The organism is Luteimonas arsenica, assembly GCF_004352825.1.
Taxonomy (GTDB): Bacteria; Pseudomonadota; Gammaproteobacteria; order Xanthomonadales; family Xanthomonadaceae; genus Luteimonas; species Luteimonas arsenica.
The window spans coordinates 1,348,686-1,366,182 of sequence record NZ_SJRW01000001.1; the positions used below are offsets into that span (position 1 = coordinate 1,348,686).

The following is a 17,497-nucleotide window of genomic DNA, read 5'->3' on the forward strand; positions in this document are numbered from 1 at the left end:
ATTCTGGCCCGCCCCAATGCACGCTATCGATTCCCGTGTCCGACGCTCCTCCGCCGGCCCCGCCGCCCTGTTCGTGGCAGTGGGGCTCCTGCTTTCCGGCTGCGGCGGCAAGGCCGGAAATGCCGCGGCCGAAGAGACGGCGACGCCACCCGCGGTCACCGTCGAGGCGGTGGCCGCCGAGCCGCGTGCGATGGCCGCCAGCTACAGCGGCAGCGCTTCGCTGGAGGCGCGCGCCGAGTCGCAGGTGGTGGCCAAGACCTCCGGCGTCGCGCTCCAGGTGCTGGTGGAAGAGGGCGACGTGGTCCGCGCCGGCCAGCCGCTGGTGCGCATCGATGCCGACCGCGCGCGGCTCAGCGTGGCCCAGGCCGACGTGCAGGTGAAGAAGCTCGAAGCCAACTTCCGCCGCGCCAGCGAACTGGTGAAGCAGCAGATGGTCAGCGTGGGCGACCACGACCAGCTGCGCTACGACCTGGAGAACGCGCGGGCCACGCTGCGCATGGCGCAGCTGGAGCTGTCCTACACCAATGTCGTCGCGCCGATTTCCGGCGTGGTCGCCTCGCGCTCGATCAAGCCGGGCAACTTCGTCCAGATCAACACCCCGATCATCCGCATCGTCGACAACTCGCGCCTGGAGGCCACGCTCAACGTGCCCGAGCGCGACCTGACCACGCTGCGCGCGGGGCTGCCGGTGCGCATGCAGGTCGATGCGCTGGCGGGCCAGGTGTTCGAGGGCGTGGTCGACCGCATCGCCCCGGTGGTCGATTCGGGCAGCGGCACCTTCCGCGTGGTCTGTGCCTTCGATCCCGACGACGGCGTGCTGCAGCCGGGCATGTTCGCGCGCATCGGCATCGACTACGACAGCCGAGCCGCAGCGCTGGCGATCCCGCGCGTCGCACTGCTGGAAGACGATGGCGAACCCGCGGTCTACGTGGTCCGCGACGGCAAGGCCGTGCGTACGTCCCTCACCACCGGCTACGTCGACGGCGGCTTCGTCGAAGTGCGCGACGGCCTGGCCGAAGGCGATCGCGTGGTCACCGCCGGCAAGGTCGCGCTGCGCGACGGCAGCGCGGTGCAGGTGATCGGCGATGATCCGGTCGAGGTCGCCGAAGCGGGCGGCGACGCCAAGGCCGACGGCGAGCTGCAATGAGCGGCGCGCAGGGGGAGGGCATGGAACACGGCGTGGACGGCACCGTGCGTGCCGACGGCCTGGTCGGGTTCTCGGTGCGCCGCCGGGTGACGGTGGCGATGGTGACGGTCAGCATGCTGCTGTTCGGCCTGATCGCACTGGGCAATCTCAAGGTCAACCTGCTGCCGGACATCAGCTATCCGACGCTGACGGTGCGCACGGAATACACCGGTGCCGCGCCGCAGGAGATCGAGACCCTGGTCAGTGAGCCGGTCGAAGAGGCCCTGGGCGTGGTCAAGGGCGTGCGCAAGCTGCGCTCGGTCTCGCGCACCGGCCAGAGCGACGTCGTGCTGGAGTTCGCCTGGGGCACCGACATGGACCAGGCCAGCCTGGAGGTGCGCGACAAGCTCGACACCCTGGCGCTGCCGCTGGAGGTCGAGCCGCCGGTGCTGCTGCGCTTCAATCCTTCAACCGAGCCGATCCTGCGGCTTGCGTTGAGCGCGGAGGAGGGCGAGGGCGACGCCACGCGCCAGCTGACCCTGCTGCGTCGCTACGCCGACGACGACCTGAAGAAGAAGCTGGAGCCGGTGACCGGCGTGGCCGCGGTCAAGGTCGGTGGCGGCCTCGAGGACGAAATCCAGGTCGAGCTCGACCTTCAGGCGCTGGCGCGCATCGGCCTGTCGGTCGACGCGGTGGTGCAGCGCCTGCGCGAGGAGAACATCAACCTGTCCGGCGGGCGCCTGGAGCAGGGCACCCAGCGTTACCTGGTGCGCACGATCAACCAGTTCGCGAGCGTCGACGAGATCCGCGGGATGCTGGTCGCCACGCAGTCGGCCGGTGGCAGCGGCGGTGGTGCCGACGAGGTCGCGCGCATCGCGGCGGCCTCGGGCGACGCCTCGGTCATGGCCGCGGCGATGTCGGCGCAGAGCGCCGCGGCCTCGTCCAACCGGGCCGTGGCCGACGGCCGCGCGGTGCGCCTCGGCGACGTCGCCGAGGTGCGCCAGGGCTGGAAGGAGCGCGAGGCGATCATCCGTCTGGACGGCCGCGAGGCCGTGGAGCTCGCGATCTACAAGGAAGGCGACGCCAACACCGTGGCCACCGCCGAGGCGGTCGAACAGCGCCTGCAGCGGATCCGCGGCGAGTTGCCGCCGGGCGTGCGCCTGGACGTGGTGGACGACCAGGCGCGCTTTATCCGCGCCGCGATCTCGGACGTGCGCACCGACGCCGTCTTCGGCGGCACCCTGGCGATCCTGGTGATCTTCCTGTTCCTGCGCAGCGGCTGGAGCACCTTCGTGGTCGGCGTCTCGCTGCCGGTGTCGATCGTCGCGACCTTCTTCTTCATGGACCGGATGGGGCTGAGCCTCAACGTCATGTCGCTGGGCGGCCTGGCGCTGGCCACCGGACTGGTGGTGGACGATTCGATCGTGGTGCTGGAAAGCATCGCCAAGGCGCGCGAGCGCGGGCTGGGCGTCATCGATGCGGCCATCGCCGGCACGCGCGAGGTCGGCATGGCGGTGGTGGCATCCACGCTCACCATCATCGCGGTGTTCCTGCCGCTGGTGTTCGTCGAGGGCATCGCCGGGCAGCTGTTCCGCGACCAGGCGCTGACCATCGCGCTGGCGGTGGGCATTTCGCTGGTCGTGGCGATGACCCTGATCCCGATGCTGAGCGGGCTGAAGTCGCAGGCGCCGATGGCCTTTCCGGAAGAGGCGCCGCACCCGCAGTGGCGGCCGGCGTCGCGCTGGCAGCGTCCGTTCGCCGCCGTGGCGCGCTGGATCGGGGCGGGCGTGCGCTGGGTGTTTTTCGCCATCGCTTGGGTGGCGATCCGCATCGGCCGGCTGCTGGCGTTGGTCGTCGGCAGGCCCATGGGCGCCGCCAGCCGGATCGCGATGGCGCCCTACGATCGCGCCGAGCGCGGCTACCTGCGCGTGCTTCCCGGCGCGCTGGCGCGGCCGGGGCTGGTATTGGGAATCGCGGCGGCGGCCTTCGCGGTCGCCGTGGCGATCGTGCCGACCCTGGGCACCGATCTGATTCCGCAGCTGGCCCAGGACCGTTTCGAGATGACCGTGCGCCTGCCGCCGGGCACGCCGCTGCGCGAGACCGACGCCATGATGCGCCGCGTGCAGCAGGCGCACGCGGGCGACGAGGGCGTGTCCGTGCTGTTCGGTGTCAGCGGTACCGGTACCCGCCTGGACGCGAACCCCACCGACAGCGGCGAGAACATCGGCAAGCTTTCGGTGGTGATGGAGGGCGGCGGCAGCGCCGCGGTCGAGGCGCGCCTGACCGAGGGCCTGCGGCGCACGATGCAGGACCAGGCCGGGGCCCAGGTCGACTTCAGCCGGCCGGCGCTCTTCAGCTTCTCCAGCCCGCTGGAAATCGAGCTGCGCGGCTACGACCTCGACGCGCTGGCGGCCGCCGGCAACCGCCTGGCCGACCTGCTGCGCGACAACCCGCACTACGCCGACGTGAAGTCGACGGTCGAGCAGGGCGCCCCCGAGATCCGCATCGTCTTCGATCAGGAACGCGCCGGTGCCCTTGGCCTGACCACGCGCCAGGTCGCCGACGCGGTGGTGAATTCGGTGCGCGGCGAGGTGGCCACGCGCTACGACTTCCGCGACCGCAAGATCGACGTGCTGGTGCGCGCCCGCGAGTCCGAGCGCGACTCGGTGCAGGCGATCCGCGACCTGATCGTGAACCCCGGCGCCGCGCGCCCGGTGCGGCTGTCGACGGTCGCCGACATCGTGGCGACCACCGGCCCCAGCGAGATCCACCGCGCCGATATGGGCCGGGTGGCCGTGGTCTCGGCCAACCTTCGCGGCATCGACCTGGGTGCCGCGGTGGAGGAAGTTCGCGCGCTGGTGGCCGCCAACCCGCTGGGCGCCGGCATCGGCATGCACGTCGGTGGCCAGGGCGAGGAACTGGCGGAGTCGATGTCCTCGCTGCTGTTCGCCTTCGGCCTGGCGATCTTCATGGTGTATCTCGTGATGGCCTCGCAGTTCGAGTCGCTGCTGCACCCCTTCGTGATCCTGTTCACCATCCCGCTGGCGATGGTCGGTGCGGTGCTGGCGCTGCTGTTGACCGGCAACACGATCTCGGTGGTGGTGTTCATCGGCCTGATCCTGATGGTCGGCCTGGTGGTGAAGAACGCGATCATCCTGATCGACAAAGTCAACCAGCTGCGCGAGGACGGAATGGCCAAGCGCGAAGCCCTGGTCGAGGGCGCGCGCTCGCGCCTGCGCCCGATCGTGATGACCACGCTGTCGACCCTGTTCGGCTTCATGCCGCTGGCGCTGGCCTTCGGCGAGGGCGCCGAGGTGCGCTCGCCGATGGCGATCACGGTGATCGGCGGCCTGCTGGTGTCGACGCTGCTGACCCTGCTGGTGATTCCGGTGGTCTATGACCTGCTCGACCGGCGCGGCGATGCCTGGTACCTGGAGCGCGGTCGCCGCGCGCGCATCGCCGCGGGCGATGACCTCGACGATGATGATCGCGAGGGCCTGCCTGCATGACCGTCGCCGAGTTCAGCCTCAGGCGCCCTGTCACCACGGTGATGCTGTTCGTGTCGCTGGTGGTGGTCGGCCTGATCGCGGCTTTCCGGCTGCCGCTGGAGGCACTGCCCGACGTGTCGGCGCCGTTCCTGTTCGTGCAGTTGCCCTACGAGGGCTCGTCACCGGAAGAGGTGGAGCGCAACCTGCTGCGCCCGGCCGAAGAGGCGCTGGCGACGATGACCGGCATCAAGCGCATGCGCGGCCAGGCCGACGCCAATGGCGCCGGCATCTTCATGGAGTTCCGCGACTGGGACCGCGACATTGCGATCACCGCCTCCGAGGCGCGTGAGCGCCTGGATGCGATCCGCGACGAGTTGCCCGACGATTTCCGCCGCTACTTCGTCTTCAAGTGGTCCAGCAGTGACCAGGCGATCCTGCGCGTGCGCCTGGCGGGCAACGTGGACCTGTCGGCGTCCTACGACCTGCTCGATCGCCTGCTCAAGCGCCGGTTGGAGCGCGTACCCGGTGTGGCCCGGGTGGAGATCAACGGCGCCCCGGCCAACGAGGTCGAGATCGCCATCGATCCCGATCGCCTCAACGCCCACGGCGTGGCGCTGAACACGCTTGCCGAGCGCCTGCGCGGGGTCAATTTTTCGGTCTCCGCCGGCATGGTCGAAGACGGTGGCGTGCGCCTGCGGGTGCAGCCCCAGGGGGAGATCGATTCGCTCGATCAGCTGCGCGGGCTGGTCATCGATGCCAGCGGCCTGCGCCTGGGCGACCTTGCCGAAGTCAGGTTGAAGCCCGAGCGCATCGACTATGCGCGCCGGCTCGACGGGCGCAAGGCGGTGGGGCTGGAAGTCTTCAAGGAGCGTGATGCCAACCTCGTGGAGGTCTCGCGTGCCGTATTGGCGGAAATGAACGCCGCCGGCCGCGATCCGGGCCTGGAGGGCATCGAGTTCAAGGTCATGCACGACATGGGCGATGAGGTGACCAGCTCGCTGGTCGAACTGGCCGAGGCCGGCGCCGTGGGCCTGCTGCTGTCAATCGTGGTGCTGTTCTTCTTCCTGCGCCACTGGCCGTCGACGCTGATGGTGACGCTCGCGATCCCGATCTGCTTCATCATGACGCTTGGCTTCATGCACTTCTTCGGGGTCACCCTGAACGTGCTCAGTCTGATGGGCCTGTTGTTGGCCGTCGGCATGCTGGTCGACAACGCCGTGGTCGTGGTCGAGAGTATCTACCAGGAGCGCGAGCGGGACCCCGACAATCCGCTCAGGGCATCACTCATCGGCACCAGGCACGTCGCCATCGCGCTGTCGGCCGGCACCCTGTGCCACTGCATCGTGTTCCTGCCGAACCTGCTGGGCGAGGTCAACAACATCAGCATCTTCATGGCCCAGATCGCGATCACGATTTCGGTCTCGCTGCTGGCCTCGTGGCTGGTGGCGGTGAGCCTGATCCCGATGCTGTCCGCGCGCATGCGTACGCCGCCGGCGGTGGTCGAGAAGGGCGGGTTGATCCGTCGCCTGCAGGATCGCTACGCGCGGCTGCTGCGCTGGACCCTGGCACATCGCGGCTGGAGCGTGCTCGGCATCGTTCTGGTGGTGGCGGTCAGCATGGTGCCGATGAAGGGCACGAGCTTCGACATGTTCGGAGGCGGCGACTCCGGCGAGATCCAGCTCTACTACAAGTGGAAGGGCGGCTACACGCTGCCGCAGATGTCGGAGGAGGTCGCGCGCGTGGAGGCCTACCTCGATGCCAACCGCGAACGCTTCCGGATCATCCAGGTGTACTCGTACTTCAGCGAGGGCAACGAGGGTGGAACGATGATCACCTTCGAGGATGGCATAGCCGACGTCAGGCCGCTGTCGGAGGCGATCAGCAAGGACCTGCCGCGGTCTGCGCGTGCCGAGATCGGCGTGGCAAGCGCCGGTGGCCAGGGTGGTGGTGGCGGCGGCCTGGGGCAGAACGTCGGCGTGCAGCTGGTGGGTGACAGCGCGACCGTGCTGCGCGAACTGGCCGCGGACATCGTTCCCATGCTCGAAGCGAGGCCGGAGCTGCGCGACGTCGCCATCGACGGCGGTACCCGTACCGACGAGCTGGCCGTGCGGGTGGACCGCGAGCGTGCAGCGGCGTTCGGGTTCAGTGCGGAACAGGTGTCGTCCTTTGTTTCGATGGCCCTGCGCGGCACCCAGCTGCGCGAGTACCGTCGTGGCGACTCCGAGGTCCCGGTATGGGTGCGTTTCAGCGGTGCCCAGCAGTACGGGCCCGCGGACATCGCCGGCTTCATGGTCCGCGCGCCGGACGGTCGCCAGGTGCCGTTGTCGGCCATGGTGTCGCTGGACGTGACGCCGTCGGCCACGCAGATCACCCGCCACGACCGGCAGACGGCGCTCGCCATCCAGGCCAACCTGGAGGGCGGGGCGACCATGGAAGAGGCACGCAAGGCGATGGAAAGCGTCCTTGGCGCGGTGTCGCTGCCGCCGGGCTACGGCCACAGTTTCGCGGGCAGCAGCTTCGAGGACGAGCAGCAGGCCGTGAACCAGATGCTGTTCAACTTCGTGCTGGCGCTGGTGATGGTCTACGTGGTGATGGCGGCGGTGTTCGAGTCGCTGCTGTTCCCGTCAGCCATCATGAGCTGCGTGCTGTTCTCGATCCTGGGCGTGTTCTGGCTGTTCTGGATCACCGGCACCTCGTTCACGATCATGGCCTTCATCGGCATCCTGGTGCTGATGGGCGTGGTGGTGAACAACGGCATCGTGATGGTCGAGCACATCAACACCCTGCGGCGGCGGGGCCTTTCCCGCACCGATGCGCTGGTGGAGGGCAGCCGCGAGCGCCTGCGTCCGATCCTGATGACCATGGGCACGGCGATCCTGGCGATGGTGCCGATCTCGCTCAGCGAGACCGTGGTGCTCGGCCTGGCTTACTCGCCGATGGCGCGCGCGGTGGCCGGCGGCCTGGCGTTCTCGACCGTGGTCAGCCTGCTGTTCCTGCCGACGATCTACGCGATCCTCGATGATCTTGCCAACGGTACGTCGCGCCTGTGGCAGCGGGCGCGGCAGCGCAGAGGAGCGGCTCCAGCGCTCAGGGCGACGTAGTTGAACGGCAACCGGGTGCGTGCAAGCATTCGGGCCGGCGCCATGGGCGCCTGTCAACCAAGGGAGTGGTTATGTCCAGAATGAAAATGCCGCTGTTCGCAGTACTGCTGCTGGCATCCTTCCTCGCCGGCACCGCGAATGCGGAGGAGAAGAGCCCGCGCGACAAGGGCTTCTGCGAGATGTTCAAGATCGTCTGCGACATTATCGAGGCGCTGTAGCGGATCGCCGCTCCGGGCCTGTTTTGGCAATTGCATTGCCATGCAGGCCCGGGTGGTTTGCCGTGCCTCCCGGGGACGCGGGCTCAGACGAAGATGGTGCGGAGGATCCGCAGTCCGCCAGTCCACACGCCGATGGCGGTTCCGAGGCTGGTGAGGAAGAAGTTGAGCAGCACGCGCGCGACACGGTTTCGCCACCAGCCACGCGCGCTGTTGACGTCGTCGCGCAGGGCCATGAAGTCGGCATACGTCGGCTTGCGCAACATGGCCTCGACCACGGCGCTGACCGTGCCCGAGGCGAGCGCGGGGTGCAGCGGCGTCAGCGGCGAGGCGACGAAGGCCGACAGGATGCTCAGCGGATGCCCGCCGGCGATCGCGCAGCCCAGCGCGCCCAGGCCGCCGGTGACCAGCACCCATTGCAGCATCAGGTCGGTGCCGACGTCGAAGCCGCCGCGCCAGAAGCCCCAGGCGAAACCGCCGATCACGATCGTGCCGATGATGATCTCCATCCACGGCACGCGGGACTTCGGCTTCACCTGTTCCAGCGATCCGCGGACTTCCGACGGCGGCGTGGTGTCGGTGCGCAGGTGTTCGGCCAAGCCCTTGAGGTGGCCGGCGCCGACCACCGCAAGCACCTCGCGCGCGCCGCTGGGCGCTTCGCGCAGGCGCGCGGCCATGTAGCGGTCGCGCTCGGCGATGATCGTTTCATACAGCTCGGGCGTTTCGCCGGCGAATTCGGTAAAGCTCGATTCCAGCACGTCGCCCTGCTTCAGGCGTTCGATCTCCTCCTCGCCGACCTCGTCGCTGGAGAGCAGGCCCATCAGCAGGCTGGCGCCGAGCTTGGCGCGGCCCCACCAGCCCAGGCGCTGCATGGCGCGCTTGAAGGTGAGGCCGACATCACGGTCGATCAGCTCCAGAGGCAGGCCTGCGGCGCCGGCATCGGCGGCCGCGGCCTTGAGCTCGGCACCGGGCTCCACGCCCATCTGTTCGGCCAGCCGGCGCTGGTAGGCGGCCAGCGCCAGGTTGGCGGCGAACAGCGGGGTCTTGCCCTCGCGCAGCACCTTGACCAGGTCCAGGCGTGCGAGGGCGTCGGGATCGTTCATCGCCGCCAGCCGCTGCTCGTCGAGCTCGACGGCGACCGTGTCGTAGTCGCCGGTGGCGATCGCGGCACGGACCGCGTCCACGCTGGCGCGTGAGACGTGGGCGGTGCCTAGCAGGGTGTAGCGGATGCCGTTGCGCTCGACGATGGCGTGCGGCTGCTCCGCGAGGTCGAAGCCGGTAGTGGCCGGATCGGCGTGGTCGGTCCCCGCGGTGGGCGGGGTGGAAATCTCGGTCATGGGGATCCGGGAGGTCGGGTGCAGCGTGACGGCGCGCTCAATCGCGATAGCGGCGCAGCAGGTCGCCGTAGGCGTCGATGCGGCGGTCGCGGAGGAAGGGCCAGATGCGGCGCACGTGCTCGCTGCGGCCGAGGTCGACTTCGCAGGTGAGGATCGTGGCGTCGCCGTCGGCCTCGGCGATGAACTCGCCCTGCGGGCCCAGCACGTGGCTGTTGCCCCAGAAGTCGATGCCGGCCGCGCCGAGCGGCGACGGCTCATGCCCGACGCGGTTGCAGGACAGCACCGGCAGGCCGTTGGCGACCGCGTGGCCGCGATGGCTCAGGATCCAGGCGTCGCGCTGGCGCTGCTTCTCGGCCGGGTCGTCGCCGGGGTCCCAGCCGATGGCGGTCGGGTAGAGCAGCAGTTCGGCGCCGGCCAGCGCCATCAGGCGCGCGGCTTCCGGGTACCACTGGTCCCAGCACACCAGCACGCCGAGGCGGCCGACCGAGGTGTCGATCGGCTCGAAGCCGAGGTCGCCGGGGGTGAAGTAGAACTTCTCGTAGAACCCCGGGTCGTCCGGAATGTGCATCTTGCGGTACTTGCCGGCCATCGAGCCGTCGGCGTCGAAGACCACGGCGGTGTTGTGGTACAGGCCGGTGGCGCGCTTCTCGAACAGCGAACTGACCAGGACCACGCCGTGCTGCTTCGCCAGCGCGCCCAGGCGTTCGGTGCTCGGGCCGGGGATGGTCTCGGCGAGATCGAACTCGTCGACCGACTCGTGCTGGCAGAAATAGGGACCGTTGTGCAGCTCCTGCAGCAGGACCAGCTTCGCGCCCTGGTTTGCGGCCTCGGCCACGCGCGCCTCGATCACCTCGAGGTTGGCCGCGGCATCGCCGTGGTTGCGCTCCTGGACGAGCGCGACGGGAAGGGTACGGGTCTTCATCGGGACGGGCCTGCGGGGGTCATGCGTGGAGCCGGGCATTGTAGGCCGGCAATGCTGTCCCTCAGGTGAGGCCTTCGGGCAGTTGCATGGAAATGCAGTGCAGGCTGCCGTTCTGCCAGATCAGGGCGCGGCAGGGCACCTGGACCACTTCGCGACCGGGGTGGGCCTGGGCAAGCACGGCGGCGGCGGCATCGTCGGCGGGGTCGCCGTAGGCGGGCATCAGCACCGCGCCGTTGATGACCAGGTAGTTGGCGTAGCTCGCGGCCAGCCGGCGGCCGTCGTCGATGATCGGTTGCGGCCACGGCAGCGGGAACAGCCGGTAGGGCTGGCCGTCGGCGGTGCGCAGCTCGGCGATCTCCGCGGCCATGGCGGCGAGTTCGGCGTGGTGCGGGTCGGCCGGGTCGTCGCAGGCCTGGAACACGATGGCGTCGTCGGGCGCGAAGCGGGCCAGGGTGTCGACGTGGGCGTCGGTGTCGTCGCCTTCGAGGTAGCCATGGTCGAGCCAGAGCACCCGGTCCTGGCGCAGCCAGTCGCGCAGGCGCCGGTCGAGTTCCTCGCGGCTGGCGTCGGGATGGCGCTCGTGCAGGCAGCGCCAGGTGGTCAGCAGGCTGCCCTGGCCATCGGTCTCGATGGCGCCACCTTCGAGTGCAAAATCAATGGATTGAAGCGAACTCTTGAGAAAGGTTCCAGCTTCGTGCAGGCGCTGCACCAGGAGGTCGTCCTCGCTGGCCTCGAATTTCCCGCCCCAGCCGGTGAAGCGGAAGTCGAGCAGCTCGAAACCGTTGCCGCCGGCCAGGGTGATCGGCCCGGTGTCGCGCAGCCAGGTGTCGTTGTAGGGCAGGGGGATGAAATCCACCCGGCCCATGTCGATCCGGTTCGAGGCCAGGCGCGCGCGCGCATAGGCCTCGACGTCGTCGTCGGCCACGCAGACCAGCACGCGCTGGAAGCGGGTGATCGCCGCCACGTGGGCGATGTAGGTTTCCTCGACCTCGGCCAGGCGCTCGGCCCAGTCGGTGCCGGCGTGCGGCCACGCCAGAAGGATCGCGGACTGGGGCTCCCACTCCGCGGGGAAACGCAGGGTCTTCTCGGTCATCGGTTCAGCGGATGGGTGGCTTGGGGCCGGTCTCGCCCGGCGTGGCCTGGTTGGCGACGGCGTCGATCACGCGGCTGTTCTCGAAGTACACGGTGAAGCCCGGGTAGGACCAGCGGTTGATGGTCGGCCACTGGCGCTTCTGGCCGCCACGCGGGTCCAGGCGCTGGCTGGGGGCGCCGAAGCGCGCCTCGACCTGGGACATGCTCATGCCGCGGGTGGGCATGGGCGTGCCGGCCTCCTGCTGGACGCGGTCGATCAGCAGGGTGTCGGCGCTGACGCTGCCGGCGGTGGCGAGCAGGGCGGCGGTGGTCAGTGCAAGGAACAGGCGCATGGTGGTCTCCCCGGAGTGCTGCATCGGTTGCAGCCGCAGCGTTTTAACAGATCGCGGGCCACTGCAGCGCGGACGGGGCCTGGAATCGGGGCCGCGGTCACGCCGCCGGGCGCGGCCGGAAACGCGGAAGGCCGCATTTCTGCGGCCTTCCGGACGTTCCTGGCGGCCTTGCGTGCACGGGCACGCGGCTGCCGGGCGCTCAGCTCAGCGCTGGCGGGCCTTGAAACGGGGGTTGGACTTGCAGATCACGAAGACCTTGCCACGGCGACGAACGACCTTGCAGTCGCGGTGACGGGCCTTCGCCGACTTCAGGGAGGACAGGACCTTCATGACGAACCTCGGAAAAGGGTTGGGGCAAACAAGCCGGCAATTCTAGCGGGTACATCCGCCCCGGATCAAGTACTTGCGGGGCTTCCGCCGCCATGCGGTCTAGAATGTTCGATCTTACCCGGAGCCCGCCATGACCGAAGCCGCCATTCCCGTATTGACCATCGACGGCCCCTCGGGCTCGGGCAAGGGCACCATCAGTCGCGCGGTGGCCGCCCGCCTGGGCTGGCACTACCTGGATTCCGGCGCGCTGTACCGCGCCGTCGGCGTGGCCGCGGGCTGGGCCGACCTCGACCTCGATGATGCCGGGGCCCTGGTCCGCTGCGCCTTCGACACCGACATCGGCTTCCGCGACAGCGCCGACGGCGAGCCGCGGGTGCTGGTGAACGGCCACGACGCCACCGACGAGCTGCGCACCGAGACCGCCGGCGCCGCGGCCTCCGCGATCGCCGCCATTCCCGAGGTGCGCTCGGCGCTGAAGGAGCGCCAGCGGGTGTTCCGCCAACCCCCGGGCCTGGTCGCGGACGGCCGCGACATGGGCACCGTGATCTTCCCCGATGCCGCCATCAAGGTGTTCCTGACCGCCAGCGCCGAGGAGCGCGCCGAAAGGCGCTATAAGCAGTTGAAGGACAAGGGGGTTTCGGTTACATTGGATGGTCTGCTGCGGGAGATTCTGGCCCGCGACGCGCGCGATGCCAGCCGCGCGGTGGCGCCCTTGCGACCGGCCGAAGACGCCGTCCGCATCGATACCACCGGCCAGGGCATCGACGTCGTGGTCGAACGCGTCCTGGCCCTGGTGCCCGGCCGCGCGGCCTGAAACCTCCGCAGCAGATGGTCCCGCGTGGCATGCCGCCGCGCGGATTTTCCTTTCCATCCAGCACTCACGGCAAGGCGCAATCCCGCGCACGCCGACAACGGGTGGACCGGTTGCAAGCGCCGATGGGCGCCTCCCCGGTCTGTTTCATCAACAGAGTAACTACCTAATGACCGAATCATTCGCAGAACTGTTCGAAGCCAGCCAGGCGAACCTCGCCAAGCTGAAGCCCGGCGCGATCGTCACCGGCACCGTGGTCCAGGTGCGCACCGACGTCGTCGTGATCAACGCCGGCCTCAAGTCCGAAGGCATCGTGCCGATCGAACAGTTCCGTAACGACGCCGGCGAGATCGACGTCGCCGAGGGCGACGTCGTCAAGGTCGCCCTCGACTCCCTCGAGAACGGCTTCGGCGAGACCGTGCTGTCGCGCGAGAAGGCCAAGCGCGCCATGGTGTGGGACGAGCTCGAGGAAGCCCTCGAGAAGAACGAGACCGTCACCGGCCGCATCAGCGGCAAGGTCAAGGGCGGCTTCACCGTCGACATCAAGGACGTCCGCGCGTTCCTGCCGGGCTCGCTGGTCGACGTGCGCCCGGTGCGCGACCCGGTGTACCTCGAGGGCAAGGAACTCGAGTTCAAGCTCATCAAGCTCGACCGCAAGCGCAACAACGTGGTCGTCTCCCGCCGCGCGGTGGTCGAGAGCGAGCACTCGGAAGAGCGCGAGCAGCTGATGGAGAAGCTGGTCGAGGGCGCCGTGCTCAAGGGCGTGGTCAAGAACCTCACCGACTACGGCGCGTTCGTGGACCTCGGCGGCATCGACGGCCTGCTGCACATCACCGACATGGCCTGGAAGCGCGTGCGCCATCCGTCCGAAGTCGTGGAAGTGGGCCAGGAGCTCGACGTCCGCGTGCTCAAGTACGACCGCGAGCGCAACCGCGTCAGCCTGGGCCTGAAGCAGCTGGGCGAGGATCCGTGGGACAACATCGCCCGCCGCTACCCGTCCAACACCCGCGTGTTCGGCAAGGTCTCCAACGTCACCGACTACGGCGCGTTCGTCGAGATCGAGCCGGGCGTCGAGGGCCTGGTGCACGTGTCCGAGATGGACTGGACCAACAAGAACGTCAACCCGCAGAAGGTCGTGCAGGTCGGCGACGACATCGAGGTCATGGTGCTCGACGTCGACGAGGAGCGCCGCCGCATCTCGCTGGGCATCAAGCAGGTCACGTCCAACCCGTGGGAGACCTTCGCGGCCATCCACAAGAAGGGCGACAAGGTCGAGGGCCAGATCAAGTCGATCACCGACTTCGGCATCTTCATCGGCCTGGACGGCGGCATCGACGGCCTGATCCACCTGTCCGACATGAGCTGGAACACCAGCGGCGAGGACGTGGCGCGCGAGCTGAAGAAGGGCGACACCCTTGAGGCCGTGGTGCTGGCGGTGGACCCGGAGCGCGAGCGCATCAGCCTGGGCGTCAAGCAGCTCGAGCAGGATCCGTTCGGCCAGTTCATGGCGGCGCATCCGCGCGGCTCCAAGGTCACCGGCACCGTCAAGGAAGTCGACGCCAAGGGCGCGGTCATCGAGATCGCCGATGGCGTGGAAGGCTACGTGGCCGCCCGCGACATCTCCGACGAGCGCGTTGACGACGCCAGCCAGCACCTGAAGGTGGGCGACACGATCGAAGCCAAGTTCACCGGCATGGACCGCAAGGGCCGCAGCCTGCAGCTGTCGATCCGCGCCAAGGACGAGGCCGAGGTGGCCGAGACCCTGGCCGAGTACAACCGTGCGGCGGCGGAAGCCTCCAGCGGCACCACCAAGCTGGGCGCGCTGCTGCGCGAACAGCTGGACAGCAAGTCCGAGTAATACCTGCGACAAAAGCGGTGGCGGCCTGGCGCGAGCCCGGCCGCCACCGTTCTGTCCGGGGCCAGCCAAGGGCACCATGACCAAGTCCGAGCTCATCGAAATCCTCGCCCAGCGCCAGGGGCACCTGAAGGCCGACGACGTCGACCTGGCGGTGAAGTCGCTGCTGGAGATGATGGGAGGCGCGCTGGCCAACGGCGAGCGCATCGAAGTCCGCGGTTTCGGCAGCTTCTCGCTGCACTACCGCCCGCCACGCACCGGCCGCAACCCCAAGACCGGGGAAGCCGTCGCGCTGCCGGGCAAGCACGTTCCCCATTTCAAGCCGGGCAAGGAACTGCGTGAGCGCGTCAGCGACGTCATGCCCCTGCCGGCCGACGACTGACATCCACGGCTGACTGCGGGCCCCCGGCCGGCTAAGCTGTCCGCCCATGCGTCCTCTCCGCGTCCTCATCGGCATGCTGTGCCTTGTCGCAGGCGTTGCGGTGGGCGCGCTCAATCCCCAGACGGTCGAGCTCGACCTCGGCCTGGTGGTACTCCGGCCGACGCTCGGCGTGGCCTTGCTCGCCACCCTCCTGTTCGGCGCCATCGCCGGTGGACTGGCGATCATGGCTTCGGTGGTGCTGCCGCTGCGTCGGCGCCGCCAGGCGCTCCGCCCCCCTGCAACGGATGCGAACTGACATGGCTTTCGTCACCGAGTGGTTCTGGTTCTTCCTGCTCCTGCCGATCGCGGCGCTCAGCGGCTGGGTCATCGGGCGCCGCGGTGGCGAGCGCCACAGCGACAGCCAGGTCAGCAAGCTCTCCACCACTTACTTCCGCGGCCTGAACTATCTGCTCAACGAGCAGCCGGACAAGGCCATCGAGCTGTTCCTGCATATCGCCGAGCTCGACAAGGACACCTTCGAGACCCAGGTCGCGCTGGGCCACCTGTTCCGGCGCCGCGGCGAGGTCGACCGCGCGATCCGCCTGCACCAGGGCCTGGTGCAGCGTCCCGACCTGAGCGACCAGCAGAAGGTCCAGGCGCTGCTGGCGCTTGGCGAGGACTACATGCGGTCGGGCCTGCTCGACCGCGCCGAGACCGTGTTCACCGAGCTCGCCGAAATCGACCAGCGTGCACCGCAGGCGCTGAAGCATCTGATCGGCATCTACCAGGCCGAGCGTGACTGGCCCAAGGCGATCGAGAACGCGACCCGCTACGAACAGGCCACCGGCGAGCCCATGGGCAAGCTGATCGGCCAGTTCGAATGCGAGCTGGCCGAGCGCCTGCGCGCTGCGGGCGAACGCGAGGGTGCGCGAGCCGCGGTGGCCCGTGCCTACGCCGCCGACTCCACCTCCGTGCGCGCGGGCATGATCGAGGGTCGCCTCGAGTTGGATGCCGGCAACGATCCGGCGGCGATCCGCGCCTACGAGCGCGCGGCCCGGCATGATCCCGACTTCCTGCCCGAGATCCTGCCGCCGCTGCGTTCGGCCTACGACCGGGTGGGCGACTCCCCGGGGGCGCGCGCCTTCCTGACCGAGATGAGCGAGCACTACCGCGGCGTGGCGCCGGTGCTGGCGTTGACGCGCCTGGTCGAGGCGGAGGAGGGCGTTCCCGCGGCCCGCCGATTCCTGGCCCAGCAGCTCAAGGACCGACCCTCGGTCCGCGGCGAGGCGGCCCTGATCGACCTCACCCTCGCCGAAGGCGGCCACGAGACCGCAACCCTGCACGAGCTCCGCCACATCACCGACCAGCTGCTGGTGCGCAACCCCGCCTATCGCTGCAACCGCTGCGGCTTCGGTGCGCGCAGCCATCACTGGCAGTGTCCCTCCTGCAAGGAGTGGGGGAGCATCAAGCCACTGCTGAACTACGCCGTGGTCTGAGCGCGATGGCTGGAATGGACTGGACGGCTGCGCTGCCCTGGCTGGTGGCGGCCGCGGCAATCGCCGCCGCAGGCGCCTGGCTGGCCCGACGCCATGCGCTGCGCCACGGCCTGCTCGACCAGCCGGGCGAGCGCCGCAGCCACGTGGTGCCCACGCCCCGTGGCGGGGGCGTCGGCATCGTCGTTGCCTGGATACTCGCCTGCGCCGTGCTTGGCATAGCGGGTCGGCTGCCGGTGCCGCTGGCCGTGGCCGCGGTCTGCGGCACGCTGCTGGTAGGCGGCGCGGGATACGCCGATGACCATCGTCCGCTGTCCCCATGGCTGCGCCTGGCCGCGCATGTCGCCGCCGGCCTGGTGCTGGCCGCTGGCCTGCTCGGCGCGGGTGCCGCGCCCTGGCTGGCGCTGCTGGCGCTGGCCTGCGTGCCAGTGATGGTCAATGTCTGGAACTTCATGGACGGCATCGACGGCCTGGCCACCAGCCAGGCGGGCCTGGCCGCATTGGGCTTCGCGTTCCTCTCGCACGGCCAGCAGGCGGCCATTCCGGCGTTGCTGCTGGTGGCTGCATGCCTCGGGTTCCTGCCTTTCAATTTCCCCAGGGCGCGAATCTTCCTCGGCGACGTCGGCAGCGGCGCTCTGGGCTTCGCACTGGCGACGCTGGCGATGCTGCTCCTGTTCGAAGCAGGGGAGGACGCTCTTCCGGGGATTCTGCCCCTGACTTTCCTGCCGGTGTCGGCTTTCCTGATTGACGCCTCCTTGACGCTGGCTTGGCGCATGGTGCGTCGCGAGAAGTGGTGGATCGCCCACGTCGAGCACGCCTACCAGCGGCTTGCCGCGAGGATCGGCTCGCATGGGCCGGTGACCCTCGCCTACGGCATCTGGACAGCAGGCGCGCTGTCCTTGGCGGTTCTGATGGCTGGAAGTGGTTTCACGTTTAAACTTGCAGTGGCTGCAAGTTGCATCGCCGCCGGAACCTTGGCGTGGTGCGTGGCCAGAAAACCAGGACCAGGCGGAAAGAACTGAGAATGTCTACCC

At 69.1% G+C, this 17,497-nt stretch carries 15 protein-coding genes; 10 read left to right on the plus strand and 5 right to left on the minus strand.

Features of this window, described 5'->3' with window-relative positions:
* Positions 1 to 16 precede the first annotated feature (16 nt).
* From E2170_RS06120 to E2170_RS13800, 4 genes are all read left to right on the plus strand, one after another.
* Complete coding sequence (locus E2170_RS06120) at positions 17 to 1,147, plus strand: efflux RND transporter periplasmic adaptor subunit (protein WP_132999692.1); 1,131 nt, start codon at positions 17 to 19, stop codon at positions 1,145 to 1,147.
* Positions 1,144 to 4,635 (plus strand): efflux RND transporter permease subunit, encoded by a 3,492-nt coding sequence (locus E2170_RS06125; RefSeq protein WP_132999693.1) that lies wholly within the window; start codon positions 1,144 to 1,146, stop codon positions 4,633 to 4,635. The genes E2170_RS06120 and E2170_RS06125 overlap by 4 nt, the downstream gene beginning before the upstream one ends.
* Positions 4,632 to 7,715, plus strand: coding sequence for an efflux RND transporter permease subunit (locus tag E2170_RS06130; RefSeq protein WP_132999694.1), 3,084 nt, complete (start codon positions 4,632 to 4,634; stop codon positions 7,713 to 7,715). Before E2170_RS06125 ends, E2170_RS06130 begins: the two co-directional genes overlap by 4 nt.
* A 71-nt stretch (positions 7,716 to 7,786) precedes the next feature.
* Complete coding sequence (locus E2170_RS13800) at positions 7,787 to 7,933, plus strand: hypothetical protein (RefSeq protein ID WP_165942174.1); 147 nt, start codon at positions 7,787 to 7,789, stop codon at positions 7,931 to 7,933.
* Between the two features lie 83 nt (positions 7,934 to 8,016).
* Here E2170_RS13800 and E2170_RS06135 read toward each other — a convergent pair whose 3' ends face one another.
* The 5 genes from E2170_RS06135 to ykgO form a co-directional block, all read right to left on the minus strand.
* A complete protein-coding gene (locus E2170_RS06135) occupies positions 8,017 to 9,267 on the minus strand; it encodes a TraB/GumN family protein (protein ID WP_132999695.1) in 1,251 nt (416 codons plus the stop codon).
* A gap of 37 nt (positions 9,268 to 9,304) precedes the next feature.
* Complete coding sequence (locus E2170_RS06140; RefSeq protein WP_132999696.1) at positions 9,305 to 10,189, minus strand: carbon-nitrogen hydrolase; 885 nt, start codon at positions 10,187 to 10,189, stop codon at positions 9,305 to 9,307.
* Between the two features lie 61 nt (positions 10,190 to 10,250).
* The gene (locus tag E2170_RS06145) at positions 10,251 to 11,282 is read right to left on the minus strand and encodes an agmatine deiminase family protein (protein WP_132999697.1); all 1,032 of its coding nucleotides are present in this window, start codon (positions 11,280 to 11,282) and stop codon (positions 10,251 to 10,253) included.
* A gap of 4 nt (positions 11,283 to 11,286) precedes the next feature.
* Complete coding sequence (locus tag E2170_RS06150) at positions 11,287 to 11,613, minus strand: hypothetical protein (protein ID WP_132999698.1); 327 nt, start codon at positions 11,611 to 11,613, stop codon at positions 11,287 to 11,289.
* A 204-nt stretch (positions 11,614 to 11,817) separates the two neighbouring features.
* On the minus strand, positions 11,818 to 11,943 hold the full coding sequence (gene ykgO / locus E2170_RS06155; protein ID WP_010342887.1) for a type B 50S ribosomal protein L36: 126 nt from the start codon (positions 11,941 to 11,943) through the stop codon (positions 11,818 to 11,820).
* A gap of 130 nt (positions 11,944 to 12,073) precedes the next feature.
* On the opposite strand from ykgO, the gene cmk reads away from it, so the two are divergent.
* From cmk to E2170_RS06185, 6 genes are all read left to right on the plus strand, one after another.
* A complete protein-coding gene (cmk, locus tag E2170_RS06160; RefSeq protein ID WP_132999699.1) occupies positions 12,074 to 12,757 on the plus strand; it encodes a (d)CMP kinase in 684 nt (227 codons plus the stop codon).
* Positions 12,758 to 12,923: 166 nt separating this feature from the next.
* The gene (rpsA, locus tag E2170_RS06165) at positions 12,924 to 14,612 is read left to right on the plus strand and encodes a 30S ribosomal protein S1 (protein WP_132999700.1); all 1,689 of its coding nucleotides are present in this window, start codon (positions 12,924 to 12,926) and stop codon (positions 14,610 to 14,612) included.
* A 76-nt stretch (positions 14,613 to 14,688) separates the two neighbouring features.
* Entirely contained in the window at positions 14,689 to 14,991 is a 303-nt protein-coding gene (locus E2170_RS06170; RefSeq protein ID WP_132999701.1) for an integration host factor subunit beta, read from the plus strand.
* Between the two features lie 46 nt (positions 14,992 to 15,037).
* Positions 15,038 to 15,286, plus strand: coding sequence for a LapA family protein (locus E2170_RS06175; RefSeq protein WP_132999702.1), 249 nt, complete (start codon positions 15,038 to 15,040; stop codon positions 15,284 to 15,286).
* Position 15,287: 1 nt separating this feature from the next.
* The gene (lapB, locus tag E2170_RS06180; RefSeq protein ID WP_132999703.1) at positions 15,288 to 16,466 is read left to right on the plus strand and encodes a lipopolysaccharide assembly protein LapB; all 1,179 of its coding nucleotides are present in this window, start codon (positions 15,288 to 15,290) and stop codon (positions 16,464 to 16,466) included.
* Positions 16,406 to 17,485 (plus strand): MraY family glycosyltransferase, encoded by a 1,080-nt coding sequence (locus E2170_RS06185; RefSeq protein ID WP_243708067.1) that lies wholly within the window; start codon positions 16,406 to 16,408, stop codon positions 17,483 to 17,485. Before lapB ends, E2170_RS06185 begins: the two co-directional genes overlap by 61 nt.
* Positions 17,486 to 17,497: the final 12 nt, after the last annotated feature.